10 protein-coding genes and 2 pseudogenes are annotated in these 17535 nt (G+C 72.7%); 3 read left to right on the top strand and 9 right to left on the bottom strand.

Going from position 1 to position 17535, the window contains the following annotated elements:
* A partial coding sequence (locus ABT336_RS22970; protein WP_350898919.1) for an FtsK/SpoIIIE domain-containing protein occupies nt 1-2064 on the bottom strand: 2064 nt, incomplete at its 3' end.
* A gap of 111 nt (nt 2065-2175) precedes the next feature.
* The gene (locus ABT336_RS22965; RefSeq protein ID WP_350898917.1) at nt 2176-2976 is read right to left on the bottom strand and encodes an SGNH/GDSL hydrolase family protein; all 801 of its coding nucleotides are present in this window, start codon (nt 2974-2976) and stop codon (nt 2176-2178) included.
* A 160-nt stretch (nt 2977-3136) separates the two neighbouring features.
* Between ABT336_RS22965 and ABT336_RS22960 the strand changes: the two are divergent.
* Together ABT336_RS22960 and ABT336_RS27595 are read left to right on the top strand one after the other, a co-directional pair.
* Nucleotides 3137-3718: pseudogene (locus ABT336_RS22960) on the top strand (pyridoxamine 5'-phosphate oxidase family protein); the annotation flags it as partial.
* Nucleotides 3631-4098 (top strand): annotated as a pseudogene (locus ABT336_RS27595) (hypothetical protein); the annotation flags it as partial. The pseudogenes ABT336_RS22960 and ABT336_RS27595, both read left to right, overlap by 88 nt.
* A 141-nt stretch (nt 4099-4239) precedes the next feature.
* Here ABT336_RS27595 and ABT336_RS22955 read toward each other — a convergent pair.
* Both ABT336_RS22955 and gltB read right to left on the bottom strand, forming a co-directional pair.
* Nucleotides 4240-5748, bottom strand: a complete 1509-nt coding sequence (locus ABT336_RS22955) for a glutamate synthase subunit beta (RefSeq protein WP_350898913.1) — start codon at nt 5746-5748, stop codon at nt 4240-4242.
* A complete protein-coding gene (gene gltB / locus ABT336_RS22950; RefSeq protein WP_350898911.1) occupies nt 5741-10441 on the bottom strand; it encodes a glutamate synthase large subunit in 4701 nt (1566 codons plus the stop codon). The genes ABT336_RS22955 and gltB overlap by 8 nt, the downstream gene beginning before the upstream one ends.
* A 144-nt stretch (nt 10442-10585) precedes the next feature.
* Between gltB and ABT336_RS22945 the strand changes: the two genes are divergently transcribed.
* The gene (locus ABT336_RS22945) at nt 10586-11494 is read left to right on the top strand and encodes a GNAT family N-acetyltransferase (protein ID WP_350898909.1); all 909 of its coding nucleotides are present in this window, start codon (nt 10586-10588) and stop codon (nt 11492-11494) included.
* Here the strand turns inward: ABT336_RS22945 and ABT336_RS22940 are convergent.
* The 5 genes from ABT336_RS22940 to trpC form a co-directional block, all read right to left on the bottom strand.
* The gene (locus ABT336_RS22940; RefSeq protein WP_350898907.1) at nt 11427-12611 is read right to left on the bottom strand and encodes an FAD-dependent oxidoreductase; all 1185 of its coding nucleotides are present in this window, start codon (nt 12609-12611) and stop codon (nt 11427-11429) included. The two genes, ABT336_RS22945 and ABT336_RS22940, sit on opposite strands and share 68 nt — an antisense overlap.
* A gap of 18 nt (nt 12612-12629) precedes the next feature.
* The gene (gene lgt / locus ABT336_RS22935; protein WP_350898905.1) at nt 12630-13754 is read right to left on the bottom strand and encodes a prolipoprotein diacylglyceryl transferase; all 1125 of its coding nucleotides are present in this window, start codon (nt 13752-13754) and stop codon (nt 12630-12632) included.
* Nucleotides 13755-13802: 48 nt separating this feature from the next.
* The gene (gene trpA / locus ABT336_RS22930; RefSeq protein WP_350898903.1) at nt 13803-14606 is read right to left on the bottom strand and encodes a tryptophan synthase subunit alpha; all 804 of its coding nucleotides are present in this window, start codon (nt 14604-14606) and stop codon (nt 13803-13805) included.
* Nucleotides 14607-14744: 138 nt separating this feature from the next.
* Nucleotides 14745-16001: a tryptophan synthase subunit beta gene (gene trpB / locus ABT336_RS22925; RefSeq protein ID WP_350898901.1), complete on the bottom strand. Its 1257-nt coding sequence runs from the start codon at nt 15999-16001 to the stop codon at nt 14745-14747.
* Between the two features lie 58 nt (nt 16002-16059).
* On the bottom strand, nt 16060-16863 hold the full coding sequence (trpC, locus tag ABT336_RS22920) for an indole-3-glycerol phosphate synthase TrpC (protein WP_350898921.1): 804 nt from the start codon (nt 16861-16863) through the stop codon (nt 16060-16062).
* Nucleotides 16864-17535: the final 672 nt, after the last annotated feature.

The following is a 17535-nucleotide window of genomic DNA, read 5'->3' as shown; positions in this document are numbered from 1 at the left end:
CGCGGCGACGGTCTCGTCGGCCGCCTCGTCGGCGGCGGCCACCAGGGGGGCGATCAGGAACCGGGCGTCACCCGGGGCGTGCTGCCGGGCCAGGCTCAGGGTCGCCGCCCGCAGCACGTCCGCCCCGGTCGCCGTGGTCCCGACCACCGCCAGGTGCCGTCCCGGGGTGGCGTCCATCGTGAACAGGGCGGTGGTGCCGTCGACGTCGACGGTCCGCCCGACCAACGCGAGCGGCCGGCGACCCCCGGGACGCAGTCCGGCGAAGGTCGTGTCGTCCTCGACGTGAGCCGCCTCGTACCCCCGGAAGACGGCAGGTGGCCGCGAATCCGACGGCCGGGACTCCCACAGGTCGTGGCGGAGGGCGGCGAGGGCACCGGCGTCGGCGTGCGCGTCGGGGAAACGGATCACCGTGTCCGCGCCGGCCTCCCCGGCCGCGGTGTTCAGCACGGCGGAGCCGATCGGAAGGGCACCGGCCGCGTCGTTCATCGGGTCGAGCACCCCGGAGCCGCCAGGCAGCGCGACCCGCAACGGGAACTGCCCGAAGATCGCCTCCGCCCGACCGTAGAGGGCCTCGATGCCGCCGGTGCTCTGGCTGGCCAGGACCAGGTGTACGCCGTACGAGCGGCCCTTGCGGGCCAACTCCTCCAGCAGGTCTACCGCCTCCCGGGCCACCGCGTCGTTGCCGGCCAGCAGCACGTGGAACTCGTCGATCACCGCCACGATCCGGGGGGTCGGGGTGTCGTCGCGGGGCAGGTCGGCCAGCTTGGTGACCCCGTGCCGTTTCAGCGCGGCGGCCCGCCGGTTGAGCTCCCGACGCAGTTCGCGCAGGACCGCCACGCCGTACTCCCGGTCGGACTCGATACCGACCGCGCGGGCGTGCGGCAGCCAGGACGGGTCCCGCCCGGTGGGTACGAACTCGGCGAAGCTCACCCCCTCCTTGAAGTCGAGCAGGTAGAGCTGCAACTCGGCCGGGGAGTACCGGGCGGCGAGGCTGTAGAGGACGTCGAGGAGGAACACCGTCTTGCCGGCACCGGTCCGGCCGCCCACCAGCCAGTGTGGGGTGACGTCGTCGAACGCGACGGTGACCGGCTCCCGACGGACCCGACCGATGACGGTACGCAGCCCGGGGCCGGACGACTCGGCCCACCGGCGGGTCGGCAGCAGATCGGAGAAGGTCAGGGCACCGTGACGGCGGGTGGTGTCGGCGAGGTGCTCGGCGAGCGCCTGCACCGAGGCGGCCGGGGGGTCGCCGTCGAGCAGGACCGGAGCGGCCAGCCCACTCCCGTCGGCGCTGTACGGCTGCCCCGGCGGGTCGCCGACGTACGCCCACCTGTCGTCCAGACGCAGGTGCGTGGTGCTTCCGAGTGGAGGTGGCGGGTCACCGGCGCGGTGCTGCGGATACCCGGCGACGAGCACACACACCGCGGCGGCGGGACCGGCGTGGGTGAGGGCGGCGAGTCGGGCCGATTCCCGGGGGGCGGGCGTCGACGCGGCCACCACCAGCAGCAACTCCACCTGACCGGAGTCGGTGTGTCGGGCGTCGCGGGCGTGTCGTTCGGCAGCGTCGAGACCGGCCGCCACCTCCGCCTCGGTGGTCGCCGGCGGGTCGAGCACCCCCGCGTCGACAAGCGGACGCAGTGGGGCGAAGGTCGCGCCCAGGGCTGCGGTGTCGATCCCCCACACCCGGATCGAGCCGGGCGGGGCGGTGGCGAGCAGCCGTAGGACGAGGGCGCGCAGCAGGGCACCGACGCGGGGGTCCCGGGCGTCGACGTCGACCGCCAGGTGGTGTCCCCCGCCGAGCGGCACCAGCGCGGGGAACTCGATGTCGGGGGTGGACGCCGCACCGACGCGGACCGGGGTGGGCCGGTTGGTCAACGGGGTGGCCCCCGGGGCGGGGGTGCCCAGTTCGGCACCGAGGCGGGCCAGCCGGGCCGCCAGGTCGCGGCAGTCGTCCGCCCCCGCCGGCGGCCGGTCGTCGAAGGCCCGGCGGGCCGCGGCCAACCGGTCCCGGGCCTGCCGGTGGGCGATGACCGCCTGTCCGTACGCCGCAGCGAGCCTGCCCACCCGATCGCTCTCCCTGTCCCCTGCCGAACCGGTCCAGCGAACCCTAACGGACCCGTGCGACCCCGGCACAGTCCGCAAGGGAGCGCCACGCCGTCGTCGGCGGGGGGCCGGTCAGCCGGTGACCGAGGTGAGGGCGGGCAGGTAGCCGTCGCGGTAGCCGGCGGCGTTCGGGTGGTACGCCTCGATCACCCCGGTGACGTCGCGGATCCACGGTTCGGCCCCGCAGACCCCGTGCCCGGCGAACTGGGGGCGGGTGTCGGCGAAGGTGGCTCCGGCGGCGCGGGCCCGGTCGGCGGTGACCACGGCGAGCGTGTCGGCGGCCTCGTTGAGGAGGGTTCGCTTCTGGGTACTCATCGCCAGCGCCCCGCACGAGCCGGTCTCGAACAGGCGGGGATAGCCGAGCACGATCAGTCGGGCGTTCGGGGCACGGTCCCGGATCGCGGCGTACGTCCGGTCGAGTCGGCCGGGGAGCGTACCGGTGGCGAACGTCTTGGCCTCGTTCACCGCGTTCGTGCAGCTGGCGGTGGAGCCGAACCGGCAACTGGTGATGACGTCGACGAAGCCCGCGTCGTTGCCCCCGATGGTGATGGTGACAATCGTGGTACGGCTGCTCAGTGAGCCGACCTGTGTGGAGATCACGTCGGAGGTGACGGCTCCGGCGCAGGCGGGGAAGCCGAAGCTGGCGACAGAGTTGGCGGCGGCCCAGAGCGGGGCGTACGACTTCTGGCTGCGCAGACAGGTCGACGGTTCGTACGGAGCGGCCCCGACCCCGGAGGAGTACGAGTCACCGAGTGCTACGTAGTGCACCGGCTCGGCGGCCTGCGCGGACGCGGGTACGAGCACCGCGCCGACGGCGGCGGTGGCGAGAACGGCCAACGTGGACAGGGCACGGGCCAGGGGGCGGTGGAGCATGTCGGACCTCCACGGACAGGGGGTGGTGGTGGGTCCCCGGCAGACACGTGCACCGCCGGAACGGGTTGTTACCAGGCGGTAATGCTATCGAAACATCTCCATCGATGGAACAGCTGAGTGCGACGATGGATGTCCTGCCCAATCCACCTCGGGAGGTGCCGTGGGGAAGACCTACGAGAGCATCACCGGCCGACTCCGGTCGTTCATCGAAGCCCAACCACTGTTCTTCACGGCCACCGCACCCCTGGCCGCTGACGGCACCGTCAACCTCTCCCCCAAGGGGCTCACCGGGTCGTTCGCCGTCGTCGACGAGCACACCGTGGCGTACCTCGACTTCGCGGGCAGCAACGCGGAGACCATCGCCCACCTGCGGGAGAACTCACGCATCACGCTGATGTGGTGCGCCTTCGACGGCCCGCCGAACATCGTGAGGATCCACGGCCGGGGCGAACCCGTGTTCCGCGACGACCCCCGCTGGACCGGCCTGCTCGCCCACTTCCCGAACCTCGACCCGAGCCGGCACGGGCTCCGCGCCGTCATCGTGGTCCGGGCCACCCTCATCCGCGACACCTGCGGGTACGCCGTACCCCTGATGCGCTACGAGTCGGACCGCGACCTGCACGGGCGACGCTTCGCCCGGGAGGACGACGAGTCGTTGAGCGCCTACTTCACCGGCAAGGACCACGTCGCTACCAGCCTCGACGGTCTGCCCGGCCTCCCCCTACCCCTACCGCCCACCCCGACCACACCCCCACCTTCACCCCGGACCCCGACCCGACCGTCCTGACCCTGCGATGTCACTTCCCTCCCCGGCCCACCGACCCGGCAGGCGGGCGCACCCGAGCTACGGAGACGGCACATCGGCTGGCGACGAATCGGCAGGTAGCGCACCGACCGGCAGCATCCTCAACCCCCTGCCGCAGCCGATCGGAACGGGCCGACGGTCACTGCTCGCGCTCGCTCCGGCCCCGGGGGCCGGGGCGGCCCAGGACCGCCAGCCCGACGCCAATCGACTCAGAAACCGGCCCGAGGCCAACCGACCAAAGCCAACCGACCAAGGCCAACAGGCCACAGGTCAGCCCGATCAGCAGACCCACAGCCCGCAAGCCCAAGGCCCGCTAGCTCGGAGCCGGCAGGCCCAGAACCCGCAAGCCCAGAGCCGGCAAGGTCAGGGCCGACACGGTCAGGGCCGACACGGTCAGGGCCGACACGGCCAGAGCCGGCAAGGTCAGGGCCGACACGATCCGGCTAGGCCATCCATGGTCAGCGGGCGGCGAGGGGCTGGCTCGCCGGGTCGACCAGGGCCGGGAGGCGGCCGTGCCCACCCAGGTGGGTGTGGATCGCGGCGGCTGCCGCCCGTCCCTCGGCGATCGCCCAGACGATCAGGGAGGCACCCCGGTGCATGTCACCGGCGACGAAGACGCCGTCGACCCCGGTCTGCCAGTCCGGGCGGGCGTCGACGGCACCCCGGGCGTTGCGGGTGACTCCGAACTGCTCCAGCAGGGGCTGCTGTTCGGTGCCCTCGAAGCCGATCGCCAACAGCACCAGGTCCGCTGGCAGTTCCCGTTCCGAGCCGGGCACCGGCGTGACGATCCGCTGGCCCTCGCGCTTCTCCACGGTCACCTCGGCGATCCGGACCGCCCGCACCTGGCCGGTGCCGTCGTCGACGAACTCCTGCACCGCGGCGGCGAAGACCCGCTCGCCGCCCTCCTCGTGGGCCGGGTAGCTGCGCAGCACCCACGGCCAGGTCGGCCACGGGTCGCGGGCCGCGTCCCGCCCGTGCGGCGGCTCCGGGTAGAGGTCGAGCTGGTGCACCCCGGCTGCACCCTGCCGGTGGGCGACGCCGAGGCAGTCGGCGCCGGTGTCGCCACCGCCGATGATGACCACGTGCTTACCGGCCGCGTCGATCGGGGTGCCGTCGGTCAGCACGGCGGTGGGGGCCTGCCCTCCGTCGGCCGCGGCCACCGCCTTGTTCGCCGCGACCAGGTGCGCCATCGCCTGGTGCACCCCGCGCAGCGCCCGTCCGGGGGTCGCCGGGGTGTCCCGGCCGGCGAGCGCGCCGCAGGCCAGCAGCACCGCGTCGTACTCCGCGCGGAGTTGCCGGGCGGTCACGTCCACGCCGACCTCGACACCGGTACGGAACTGCACGCCCTCGGCGGACATCTGGGCCAGCCGCCGGTCGATGTGCTCCTTCTCCAGCTTGAAGTCGGGGATGCCGAAGCGGAGCAGACCGCCGATCGCCTCGTCGCGTTCGAACACGGTGACGGCGTGACCGGCACGGGCCAGTTGCTGGGCGGCGGCGAGGCCGGCCGGGCCGGAGCCGACCACGGCGACCCGACGCCCGGTCGGGGCCGGTGCCGGTCGGGGTGTCAGCAGATCCCGGTCCACCGCCGCGTTGGCGATCTCCACCTCGACCTGCTTGATGGTGACGGGCTGCTGACCGCCCAGGCCGAGCACGCAGGCCGCCTCGCAGGGGGCCGGGCAGAGCCGACCGGTGAACTCCGGGAAGTTGTTCGTGGCGTGCAGCGTCTCCACCGCCGATTCCCAGGAACCGGTCCGGACCAGGTCGTTCCAGTCCGGGATGCGGTTGCCCAGCGGGCAGCCGTCGTGGCAGAACGGGATGCCGCAGTCCATGCACCGGGTGGCCTGCTCCCGGATCAGCTCCTCGCCGGCCGGCGGATACACCTCACGCCAGTCACTGATCCGCACCGGCACCGGTCGGCGGTCGGGCAGCCGCCGGTCGTAGCGCAGGAAACCGTTCGGGTCAGGCACGAGCCACCTCCTGGGCCACCGTCCGCACGTCGGACGGCACCGGCGCAGCCGATGCGGCCGCGGCGGTCTGGGTTGCCGACGCGACCGGTGCCGTGAGGGCGTCCATCACCGCGTCGTCGACGTTCTGGCCGGCGGCTTCGGCGGCCCGCATGATCTCCATCACCCGGCGGTAGTCCCGGGGGACCACAGCCGTGAACTCCTCGACCGCCTCGGGCCACCGTTTGAGCAGCTCCTCGGCGACTGCCGAGTCGGTCTCGGCGAAGTGCTTCTGCACCAGCTCGTGCAGGTGGACGCGTTCGTCGTCGCGCAGCGGTGCCAGGTCGACCAGCTCGGTGTTGACCCGACGCTCGTTCAACCGCCACACGAACGCGGTCCCCCCGGACATGCCGGCGGCGAAGTTACGTCCGGTCGGGCCGAGCACCACCACGGTCCCCCCGGTCATGTACTCGCAGCCGTGGTCACCGACGCCCTCGACGACTGTCACCGCTCCCGAGTTACGGACCGCGAACCGCTCACCGACCCGGCCCCGCAGGAACAGTTCCCCGGCGGTCGCCCCGTACAGGATGGTGTTTCCGGCGACGATCTGGTCCTCGGCGCGCTCCCCCGACGGGGCGTCCCCGGCGGTGAACGGGGCGGCGGCGTCGGGGCGGACCACCAGCCGACCGCCGGAGAGCCCCTTGCCGACGTAGTCGTTGGCGTCGCCGTGCAGCCGCAGGGTGACCCCGGCGGGCAGGAACGCGCCGAACGACTGTCCGGCGGTGCCCCGCAGGACGAACTCGATGGTGTCGGTGGGCAGGCCGGCACCGCCGAATCGGCGGGTCACCTCGCCGCCGAGCATGGCACCGACGCTGCGGTGCTCGTTGCGGACCGCCACCTCGACCCGGACCGGCTCCCGGTCGGTCAGGGCGGGCTGGGCCAGGGCGATCAACTCGTTGTCCAGGGCCAGTTCCAGGCCGTGGTCCTGGGCACGGGTCCCCCGCCGGGAGGCGCCCTCGGGCAGCTCCGGAAGGTGCAACACCCGGGCCAGGTCGAGGCCCTTGGCCTTCCAGTGGTGCACGGCCGGGGTGACGTCGAGCAGTTCGGTTTGCCCGATCGCCTCGTCGATGCTGCGCAGGCCCAGCTCGGCCAGGTAGCCGCGGACCTCCTCGGCGAGGAAGAGGAAGAAGTTCTCCACGAACTCGGGCGTTCCGGTGAAGCGCTCACGCAGGACCGGGTTCTGGGTGGCGATGCCGACCGGGCAGGTGTCCAGGTGGCACACGCGCATCATCACGCAGCCGGCGACGATCAGCGGGGCGGTGGCGAAGCCGAACTCCTCCGCGCCGAGCAGCGCCGCGATCACCACGTCCCGACCGGTCTTGAGCTGGCCGTCGACCTGGACGGTGACCCGGTCGCGCAGCTTGTTCAGCAGGAGGGTCTGCTGGGCCTCGGCCAACCCCAGCTCCCAGGGGGTGCCGGCGTGTTTGAGCGAGTTCAGCGGGGACGCCCCGGTGCCGCCGTCGTGGCCGGAGATCAGGATGACGTCGGCCTTGAGCTTGGCCACCCCGGCCGCGACGGTGCCCACGCCGACCTCGCTGACCAGCTTGACGTGCACCCGGGCGGCCGGGTTGACGCACTTGAGGTCGTGGACGAGTTGGGCGAGGTCCTCGATGGAGTAGATGTCGTGGTGCGGGGGTGGGGAGATCAGGCCGACGCCGGGGGTGGCGTGCCGGGTCCGGGCGATCCACGGCCAGACCTTGTTGCCGGGCAGCTGCCCGCCCTCGCCGGGCTTGGCCCCCTGCGCCATCTTGATCTGGAGGTCCTCGGCGTTGACCAGGTATTCGCTGGTCACCCCGAACCGGCCGCTGGCGATCTGCTTGACCGCGCTGCGCCGCTGCGGGTCGTGCAGCCGCTCGACGTCCTCGCCGCCCTCCCCGGTGTTGGACTTGCCGCCGAGGCGGTTCATCGCGATGGCGAGGGTCTCGTGCGCCTCGGCCGAGATCGATCCGTACGACATGGCACCGGTGGCGAACCGCTTGACGATCTCGCTGACCGGTTCGACCTCCTCGATCGGCACCGGCGGCCGGACGTCGGTACGGACGCCGAACAGACCCCGGAGCGAGCCGGCCTGGGCGGCCAACTCGTCGACCTTGGCGGTGTACTGGCGGAAGATGTCGTACTGGCGGCTGCGGGTGGCGTGCTGGAGCAGGAAGACCGTCTCCGGGTTGAACAGGTGCACCTCGCCGTCGCGACGCCACTGGTACTCCCCGCCCACCTCCAGGCGGGTCGGGGCCTCGGTGCCGGGAACGGGCCAGGCACGGGAGTGGCGGGCGGCGACCTCGGCGTGGATCTCGGACAGGCCGATTCCACCGATGGTGCTGGGGGTGCCCCGGAAGTACCTGTCGACGAGTCTGTTGTCCAGGCCGACGGCTTCGAAAACCTGCGCCCCGCAGTACGACGAGACGGTGGAGATGCCCATCTTCGACATGATCTTCAAAACGCCCTTGCCGAGCGCCTTGACGTAGTTGCGCACGGCGTCGGCCGGCTCCACCCCGGGCAGCCCGCCCGTGGAGATCATGTCCTCCACCGACTCGAAGGCCAGGTACGGGTTGACCGCGGCGGCACCGTAGCCGATGAGCACTGCCGCGTGGTGCACCTCGCGGCAGTCGCCGGACTCGACGATGAGCGCCACCTGGGTCCGGGTCTGCTCGCGGACCAGGTGCTGGTGCACGGCGGCGGTGAGCAGCAGCGACGGGATGGGGGCGAGTCGGGAGTTGGAGTCCCGGTCGGAGAGGACCAGGATGCGGACGCCGTCCTCGATCGCCTCGGAGACGTGCCGACAGATCTCGGTCAGCCGGGCCCGGATACCGGCCCCGCCGTCGCGGACCCGGTAGAGCCCGGAGACCCGTACCGCCTTGAACCCGGGCAGGTCACCGTCGTCGTCGATGGAGAGGATCTTCGCCAGCTCGTCGTTGTCGATCACCGGGTGCGGCAGGACGATCTGTCGGCAGCTCGCCGGCCCCGGGTCGAGCAGGTTGCCCTCGGGGCCGATGGTCGAGGCCAGGCTGGTGACCAGCTCCTCCCGGATGGCGTCCAGGGGCGGGTTGGTCACCTGGGCGAAGAGCTGGTGGAAGTAGTCGTAGAGCAGCCGGGGTCGGGTGGACAGGGCGGCGATCGGGGTGTCGGTGCCCATCGAGCCGATCGGCTCGGCCCCGGTCCGGGCCATCGGGGCGAGGAGGATCTTCAGCTCCTCGTCGGTGTAGCCGAACGTCTGCTGACGGCGGCGTACCGAGTCGTGGGTGTAGACGGTGTGCTCCCGCGCGGGCAGGTCGTCCAGCTCGATCAGCCCGGCGTGCAGCCAGTCGGCGTACGGCTGCTCGGCGGCCAGCTCGGCCTTGATCTCGGAGTCGGAGACGATCCGGCCGTTGACCGTGTCGACCAGGAACATCCGGCCGGGCTGCAGCCGCCCCTTGGCGACCACGGTGGCCGGGTCGAGGTCGAGTACGCCCGCCTCGCTGCCCAGCACCACGAGCCCGTCGGCGGTCCGCCACCAGCGGCCCGGCCGCAGCCCGTTGCGGTCCAGCACCGCGCCGACGATCTCACCGTCGGTGAAGGCGACCGAGGCGGGGCCGTCCCAGGGCTCCATCATGCTGGCGTGGAAGCGGTAGAAGGCCCGCTTGTCCGGCCGCATGGCCGGGTCGTTCTCCCAGGCCTCCGGGATCATCATCAGCACCGCGTGCGGCAGGCTCCGCCCGGCCAGGTGCAGCAGCTCCAGGACCTCGTCGAAGTTGGCCGAGTCGCTGGCGGCGGGGGTGCAGATCGGGAAGAGGCGACGGATGTTGCCGGGGATCGACGGGGTGCGCAGCAGCGCCTCGCGGGCCTGCATCCAGTTCCGGTTGCCCCGGATGGTGTTGATCTCGCCGTTGTGGGCGATGAACCGGTACGGGTGGGCCAACGGCCAGGAGGGGAAGGTGTTTGTGGAGAACCGGGAGTGGACCAGGGCGATGGCGCTGGCCACCCGCTCGTCGGTCAGGTCGGGGAAGAACTCCGGCAGCTGGTCGGGGGTGAGCATGCCCTTGTAGACCATGGTCCGACCGGACAGCGACGGGAAGTACGCCGGCACCCCCCGCTCCGCGGTCTCCCGCTCGACCCGCTTGCGCAGGCAGAACGCGACCCGGTCCAGGTCGATCCCGGTCAGCGGGGAACCGGCCGGGCCGTCCGGGGTGTCGGTGAGCCGGTGGGCGGCGAGGAAGACCTGCCGGACCCGGGGCATCGCGGCCAGGGCGGTCTCGCCGAGGCCGCCGGACTCGGTCGGCACGTCCCGCCAACCGAGCAGGTCGGCCCCCTCGACCAGGGCGTACTTGTCGACGACCCGCCGGGCCTGGGCCTCCGCGGCGTCGTCGTCGGGGAGGAAGACCAGACCCGTGACGTACTCCCCGGCCGGGGGCAGGGGGAAGTCCACCACCTCGCGGAGGAAGGCGTCAGGCACCTGGATCATGATTCCGGCACCGTCGCCGGTGTTCGGCTCGGCGCCTCGGGCACCCCGGTGGTCGAGGCGGCAGAGCGCCCCGAGACCGCCCGCGACGACCTGGTGGGAACGCCGGCCGTGCAGGTCCGCCACGAAGGCCACGCCACACGCGTCGTGCTCCTGGGCCGGGTCGTAGAGGCCGGCCGAGGCGGGGGCGGGCTGCTGGGGGAGCGGGTACGGGAAAGCCACCGGGTCTCCTGTCGTCACTCAGGTTGGATCACGGTCGGGACGACGTCGGCCCTGGAGGGTCTATTGAGTCTACGTTAGGGCCTGTCGCGCAAGACCAGTGCAGATTGATCACACTTCCAACAGGTGAGACGGTAGTCTCGCGCCGTGGATCCTGCACCGGCAGCCCTGATCGCCCGAATCGAGACGTTCTACGACGCGGTCCCCCGCGACGTCGCCCGAGCCGAGGAGCACGGCGGTCTGGTCCTCTTCGTCCGGGAGGACCCCGGGTGGCCGTTCTACGCCCGTCCCGCGCCCGCCACCACCGCGCCGGTGTCGGCGGACGACATCACCACGGTACGTCACCGACAACGGTCACTGGGGCTCCCCGAGGCCTTCGAGTGGGTGCACGAACAGAACCCGGAGTTGCAGGAGGTGGCCCGAGCGGCGGGGCTCCGGGTCCGGCCGGCACCACTGATGGTGCTGGACCCGGACATCCGACCCGATCCGGTCACGTTCAGCGACGTACCGGTGCGGTTGGTCACACCTGACACGCCGGACTTCGTGCGGGACGTCGCCGCCCGGCGTGCCGTGGCGGCGGTGGGTTTCTCGGCGGCGGGTACCGCCCCGGGGGACGCCGGACCGCAGACCCGCGACGCCGCCGTCACCGAGCTGGACGTCGCCGCCCTGGAGGAGGAGGCGGCCCGGATCACCGACGGTCGCCGGATCTGTGTCCTGGCCGAGACGCCCACGGCGGGTGCCCTCGCCAGCGGCATGGCCATCCGGGTCGGGTCGGTCGCCGAGATCGCCGGGGTCTCCACCCTGCCGGTGGCCCGACGGCAGGGCCTGGGCGCGGCGGTCACCGCGGCCCTGGCCCGGGCGCTGCGCGACGGCGGCACCGAGGTGATCCTCCTCTCCGCCGGCAGCGCGGAGGTCGCCCGGGTCTACCGGCGCGTCGGATTCCGGCAGGTCGGCACCGCCTGCCTCGCCGAACCCGCCCCGTCGCTCCCTAACCCTGGTTCGGGGGGTGCCACCGGGCGGCGGTCTCGGCGGCGGAACCCCACAGCCGGGGAGTGATGGCACCCAGGGCGGCGTCGCGGGCCCGCAACGCCAACCGACCCCGGGTCCGCAGCACCGCCGACATCCGTCGGGTCTGCCGCACCACTGTCGCCGCGCGGGGCCGACGGCTCCGGTCGTACGCGGTGAGCGCGTCGGGCAGGCTCATCTCCCGGACCAGGCTCTGCAACGTGGCCGCGTCCTCGAACGCGAGACAGGCCCCCTGACCGAGGTGCGGCGGCATGGCGTGGGCGGCGTCACCGAGCAGCACCACCCCACCGGGCCCGGAGGGAAACGAGTACGTCCGGGGCAGTGGACGCAGTTCCCGGATCTCGTGCTGCACCAGGGCCGCCGGGTCGGTGGCGGCGAGCAGGTCGTCGATCGGGGCCGGCCAGCCCGCGTACCACCGGCGCAGCAGGGTCAGCTGGGTCGGGGGCGGCTCCGGACGGGACGCCCCGGCGGCGGTGGCCGCCCAGTAGATGCCACCCCGCTGGGTCGAGCCGTACTCACCCAACGAGGCCACCACGAACCGGTAACCGGCGCCCAGGACCTCCCCGCCGATCGGGCTGTCGACTGCCACCTGCGGCGCCCGGTACCACGGGATCACCGCCGCCCAGGTGGCGCACCCCGAACTGGTCACGTTCACGGTGGGGGCGAGCTGCCGCCGCAGGACGCTCTCCGTACCGTCGGCGGCCACCACCAGGTCGGCGGTGAGGGTGTTCCGACCGTCCTCCACCACCGGGCGCTCCCCCGGCTGCACCCGGACCGTCCGGACCGTCACCCCGGTCCGCAGCTCCACCCGGTCACCGAGCCCGGCGACCAACGCGTCGTGCAGGTCCTCCCGGTGCACGATCACCGGCGTCCGCTCCCGTGCGGCAGGTCGTGGCTGCACCAGCCACTGCCCGTCGGGGCGGCGGACCCCGCCGTCGGCCAACGGGGTCGAGATCGCCGTCAGGGCGGCGTCGAGGCCCAACGCCCGCAGCGCGCGTACCCCGTTGGGCCAGAGGACCACCGCCGTGGGCTCCGGGCGGAACCGGTCGGCCCGCTCCAGGACGGTGACCTGCCACCCGGCACCGGCCAGCGCCCCCGCCACCGACAGGCCGCCGAATCCGGCACCGACCACCACCGCGGTACGCATCGCCGCCGCCCCCGTCCCTCAGCTCTCGCGTTCGGCGCGACCGGCGGCGCGGTCGTCGGGATCGGCGCTCTCCTCGGTGGGCCGCCCGTCCGTCGGGGTCCTCGCCCCGTCCCCGGTCCCGGCTGCCGGATCCGCCCCGCCGGTCTCCTGGTACGCGCGGAACTCCTCCTCGGAGACGACCCGGTACCCCTGCGGGGCGTCGGACCTGGCCGCCTCCTTCGCGGAGAGGTCGACCTGGGAGACGTCACCGCCGGTGGGGTTCGACTTCGGGGCGGCCGCCCCGACCGGGATCAGATACTCCCGGGGACCTCGCACCCGCAGGAAGTAGATCAACGCCCCGAGGAACACCAGCGCGGCGGTCCACACGTTGAGCCGGGCACCGAGGATGGTGTTGGCCTCGTCGGTCCGCATCATCTCGATCCAGAACCGGCCGACCGTGTACCCCATCACGTAGAGGGCGAACGCCCGTCCACGGCCCAGCCCCAGCTTCCGGTCCACCACGAACACCATTGCGGCGACGCCGATGTTCCACAACGCCTCGTACGCGAAGGTCGGGTGGTAGAGCCCCGGTTCGAGGATCGGCTGCCCCTGGTCGTCGCTGAGGGCCCGACCCGGATCGTTCGGGTCCATCCGGTGGATCTCCAGACCCCAGGGCAGGGTGGTCCGGCCGCCGTACAGCTCGTTGTTGAACCAGTTGCCGATCCGGCCGACGGCCTGCGCCAGGGGCAGGGCCGGGGCCACCGCGTCGGCCACCACCGTCAACGGGATGCCGAGCTGCCTGGCGGCGAACCAGGCACCCACCGCACCGCCGGCCACAGCGCCCCAGATGCCCAGGCCGCCCTCCCAGATGGCGAACGCCTTCAGCGGGTCACCACCGGTGCCGAAGTACTTCTCCGGGGAGGTGATCACGTGGTAGATCCGGGCGCCGATGATCCCGGCGGGCACCGCGTACACGGCGATGTCGAGCACCGCGCCGGGGGCCACACCCTGACGGCGCAGCCGCCGCTCGGTGACCCAGCAGGCCACGACGATGCCGATGATGATGCACAGCGCGTACGCCCGGATCGGCAGCGGACCCAACTGCCAGACGGCGGTGCTGGGGCTGGGTAGGGCCGCTTGGGGACTCAGCGAGACGACGGTCACGGATGCACACGCTACCGCCGCCCGGCACCCTGGCGGCACCCCGGTCCGTCAGGACTGCGGGTTGCGGACTCCCTCGGCCAGGTCGGCGCTGAGGGCGCGCAACGCGGCCAGGCCGGCAGCCGGGTCCGGGGCGTCGAGGACACACCGGATCAGGGCGCTGCCGACGATGACCCCGTCGGCGTACCCGGCCACCGCCGCGGCCTGCGCCCCGGTGCCCACGCCCAGCCCCACCCCGACGGGCAGGTCGGTCACCGCGCGGACCCGGGAGACCAGGGCCGGCGCCGACGACGAGGTCTGCTCACGGGCCCCGGTGACTCCCATCAACGCTGTGGCGTAGACGAAGCCCCGGCAGTGCCCCACCGTCATCGCCAGTCGGGCGTCGGTGGAGGACGGGGAGACCAGGAAGGTCCGGTCGAGCTGGTGGGCGTCCGAGGCGGCCAGCCACTCGGCGGCCTCCTCCGGGATCAGGTCGGGCGTGATCAGCCCGGTGCCACCGGCTGCGGCGAGGTCGCGGGCGAAGGCGTCCACCCCGTACTGCTCGACGGGGTTCCAGTAGGTCATGGTGACCACCGGCGCGCCGGTGGCCGCCACCGCCTCGACGATGCGCAGGGTGTCCCGGACCCGGACGCCACCGGCGAGGGCGATGTCGCTGGCCTTCTGGATGACCGGTCCGTCCATCACCGGGTCGGAGTACGGGATCTCCACCTCGATCACGTCGACGCCGGCCTCGACCATCGCGGTCATCGCCGCGATGCTGCCCTCGACGGTGGGGAACCCGGCCGGCATGCAGCCGACCAGGACGGCCCGCCCGTCGGCCCGGGCCTTGTCGAACGCCACCCCGATCCGGCTCACACCGCCACCTCACTGCGATCGGCGTCGCCGTGGACCGCGACAGAAATGGTTCGCTCGCGCAACTCGCTCACACCGCCACCTCACTGCGATCGGCGTCGCCGTGGACCGCGACAGAAATGGTTCGCTCGCGCGACTCGCTCACGCCGCCCCCTCACCGTCGAGAATGCCGAAGTACTCGCCGGCGGTGTGGACGTCCTTGTCGCCCCGGCCGGAGAGGTTGACCACCACTGTCGGCTCCCGGCCCAGGTCGGCGGCGAGCTTCGGGGCGATCTTGAGGGTGCCGGCCAGGGCGTGCGCGCTCTCGATCGCGGGGATGATCCCCTCGGTCCGGCAGAGCAGTTCGAACGCGGCCATCGCCTCCCTGTCGGTCACCGGCAGGTACGTCGCCCGGCCGGTGTCGTGCAGCCAGGCGTGCTCCGGCCCGACCCCCGGGTAGTCGAGCCCGGCGGAGATGGAGTGCGACTCGACCGTCTGCCCGTCGGCGTCCTGCAGGACGTAGGTCCGGGAGCCGTGCAGCACCCCGGAACTGCCGCCGGTGATGCTCGCCGCGTGCCGGTCGGTGTCGACCCCGTCCCCGCCGGCCTCGAAGCCGTAGAGCCGCACAGCGGGGTCGCCGACGAAGGCGTGGAAGATACCGAGTGCGTTGGAGCCGCCGCCGACGCAGGCAGTCACCGCGTCCGGCAGGCCGCCGGTCAGGTCGAGGCACTGACTGCGGGCCTCGTCGCCGATGCCCCGGACGAAGTCGCGGACCAGCGTGGGGAACGGGTGCGGGCCGGCGGCCGTACCGATGAGGTAGTGGGTGTCGTCGACGTGGGCGACCCAGTCCCGCATCGCCTCGTTCATCGCGTCCTTCAGCGTCCGCGACCCGGTGGTGACCGGCACGACTGTGGCACCGAGCATCCGCATCCGGGCCACGTTGAGCGCCTGCCGCTCGGTGTCCACCTCGCCCATGTAGACCACGCACTCGAGGTCGAACAGGGCGGCGGCGGTGGCGGTGGCCACCCCGTGCTGCCCCGCCCCGGTCTCGGCGATCACCCGTCGCTTGCCCATCCGCCGGGTCAGCAGCGCCTGACCGAGGACGTTGCGCACCTTGTGCGCCCCGGTGTGGTTGAGGTCCTCCCGCTTGAGCAGCACCTTCGCCCCGGCCTCGGCGGAGAACCGCTCGGCGGTGTAGAGCAGCGAGGGGGTGCCGGCGTAGTCGCGCAGCAGCCCGGTGAACTCCTTCTGGAACGCCTCGTCGGCCATCGCCGTCCGGTGCGCCTCGCCCAGTTCGTCGAGCGCCGCGACCAGCGCCTCCGGCACGAACCGCCCGCCGAAGCGGCCGAAGTGGCCGGCGGCGTCTGGTTGCGGGGAGCCGGAGTCGGGGCTCGGCTGCGCCGAGGCGGCGGCGTTCATCGGGTGATCCTCTCCGTGGTGCGTCGACCGGGTCCGGTGCGGCCGGACCCGGTCGGCGTCAGCGCACCGGCCGGGGCGTGGCCGGGTGGTTGCCGGCGTTGACCAGTTCGGCCACCGCCTCGCGTGGGCTCTTCTGGGTGACCAGTCCCTCGCCCACCAGGACCGCGTCGGCACCGGCCGAGGCGTACCGGATGAGGTCGTGCGGACCCCGGACCCCCGACTCGGCAATCTTGACGACGCTGCTCGGCAGGCCGGGGGCGATCCGCTCGAAAACGGACCGGTCGACCTGAAGCGTACGCAGATCCCGGGCGTTCACCCCGATGACCTGTGCACCCGCCTCCAGGGCCCGGTCGGCCTCCTCCTCGGTGTGCACCTCGACCAGCGCCGTCATCCCCAGGGACTCGATCCGCTCCAGGAGCCCGACGAGAACGTTCTGCTCCAGGGCGGCGACGATGAGCAGGACCAGGTCGGCACCGTGGGCACGGGCCTCGTGGATCTGGTAGCTGGAGACCACGAAGTCCTTGCGCAGCACCGGCACCCGGACGGCGGCCCGCACTGCGGCCAGGTCGTCCAGGGAACCTCCGAACCACCGGCCCTCGGTCAGCACGCTGATCACCCGCGCGCCGCCGGAGGCGTACTGGCCGGCCAGGTCGGCCGGGTCGGCGATCTCCGCGAGCCGCCCCTTCGACGGCGAGGAGCGCTTGACCTCGGCGATCACCGCCACCCCGGGCTGACGCAGCGCCGCGTAGGCGTCCAGCGGCGGCGGTGCGGCGGCGGCCAGTTCACGGATCCGCTCCAGCGGAACCTGCTCCTGCCGACGAGCCACGTCCTCACGGACACCGGCCAGGATCTCGTCGAGCACGCTCGCGGGAGCCGCAGCGGCTCCGTCCCCCTCCGCGTGTGCATGGTCAGCAGTCACCAACGGACCTCCCTCTCCGGGCGTCATGGGCCGATGCTAGGCGGCGCCACCTGGCGACACGTGCCGGGGGTATGGCGCTACTCACGAGACGGGCTGGGGCATAATGACCGACCTCCGGTGAACGTGGGGTCACACAGCGCCACCACCTCCATCGACGAACGTCACGCCCGAGCACGGCCGGGAGCGCCCTCCGGCAACCGGTGTGACAGTCACGCAACCACCACCCATCACCTCCGACCATCATCGCCAACGACGGCCGACCTCGCAGCGCGAAGCGGAGTCGTCGATGGTGTGACGAAGATCAAGGCCGGGTGCCCCTGGTCAGAGCGGGGCCGGCGAAGGACAGTTGATCCGCCGGTCACCGCTGTGAAACGTACGCCCGGCAGCATCGGGTTCGGGCAGACTCGTACCGTGCCTGCCCACCGCCGAAACGATCCTCGTACGGGGTGTGAGATGACCGCCGAAAAGCCGCTGACCACCGTCTCCCGGACCGTCGCGTCGCTCGCCGTGGGTGTGGTGCACACGCTGGAACGGGCAGTGGTCGGCGAGGGGCGGGTACGGACCGCCCGGGGCAACGCCTGGGAGGCGGTCTGCGCCGACCGGGCCCGCGCCGAC

Source organism: Micromonospora sp. NPDC000207, assembly GCF_040300925.1.
Taxonomy (GTDB): Bacteria; Actinomycetota; Actinomycetes; order Mycobacteriales; family Micromonosporaceae; genus Micromonospora.
The sequence above is the reverse complement of the archived record's forward strand: the minus strand, read 5'-3'. Positions and strand labels throughout refer to the sequence as shown.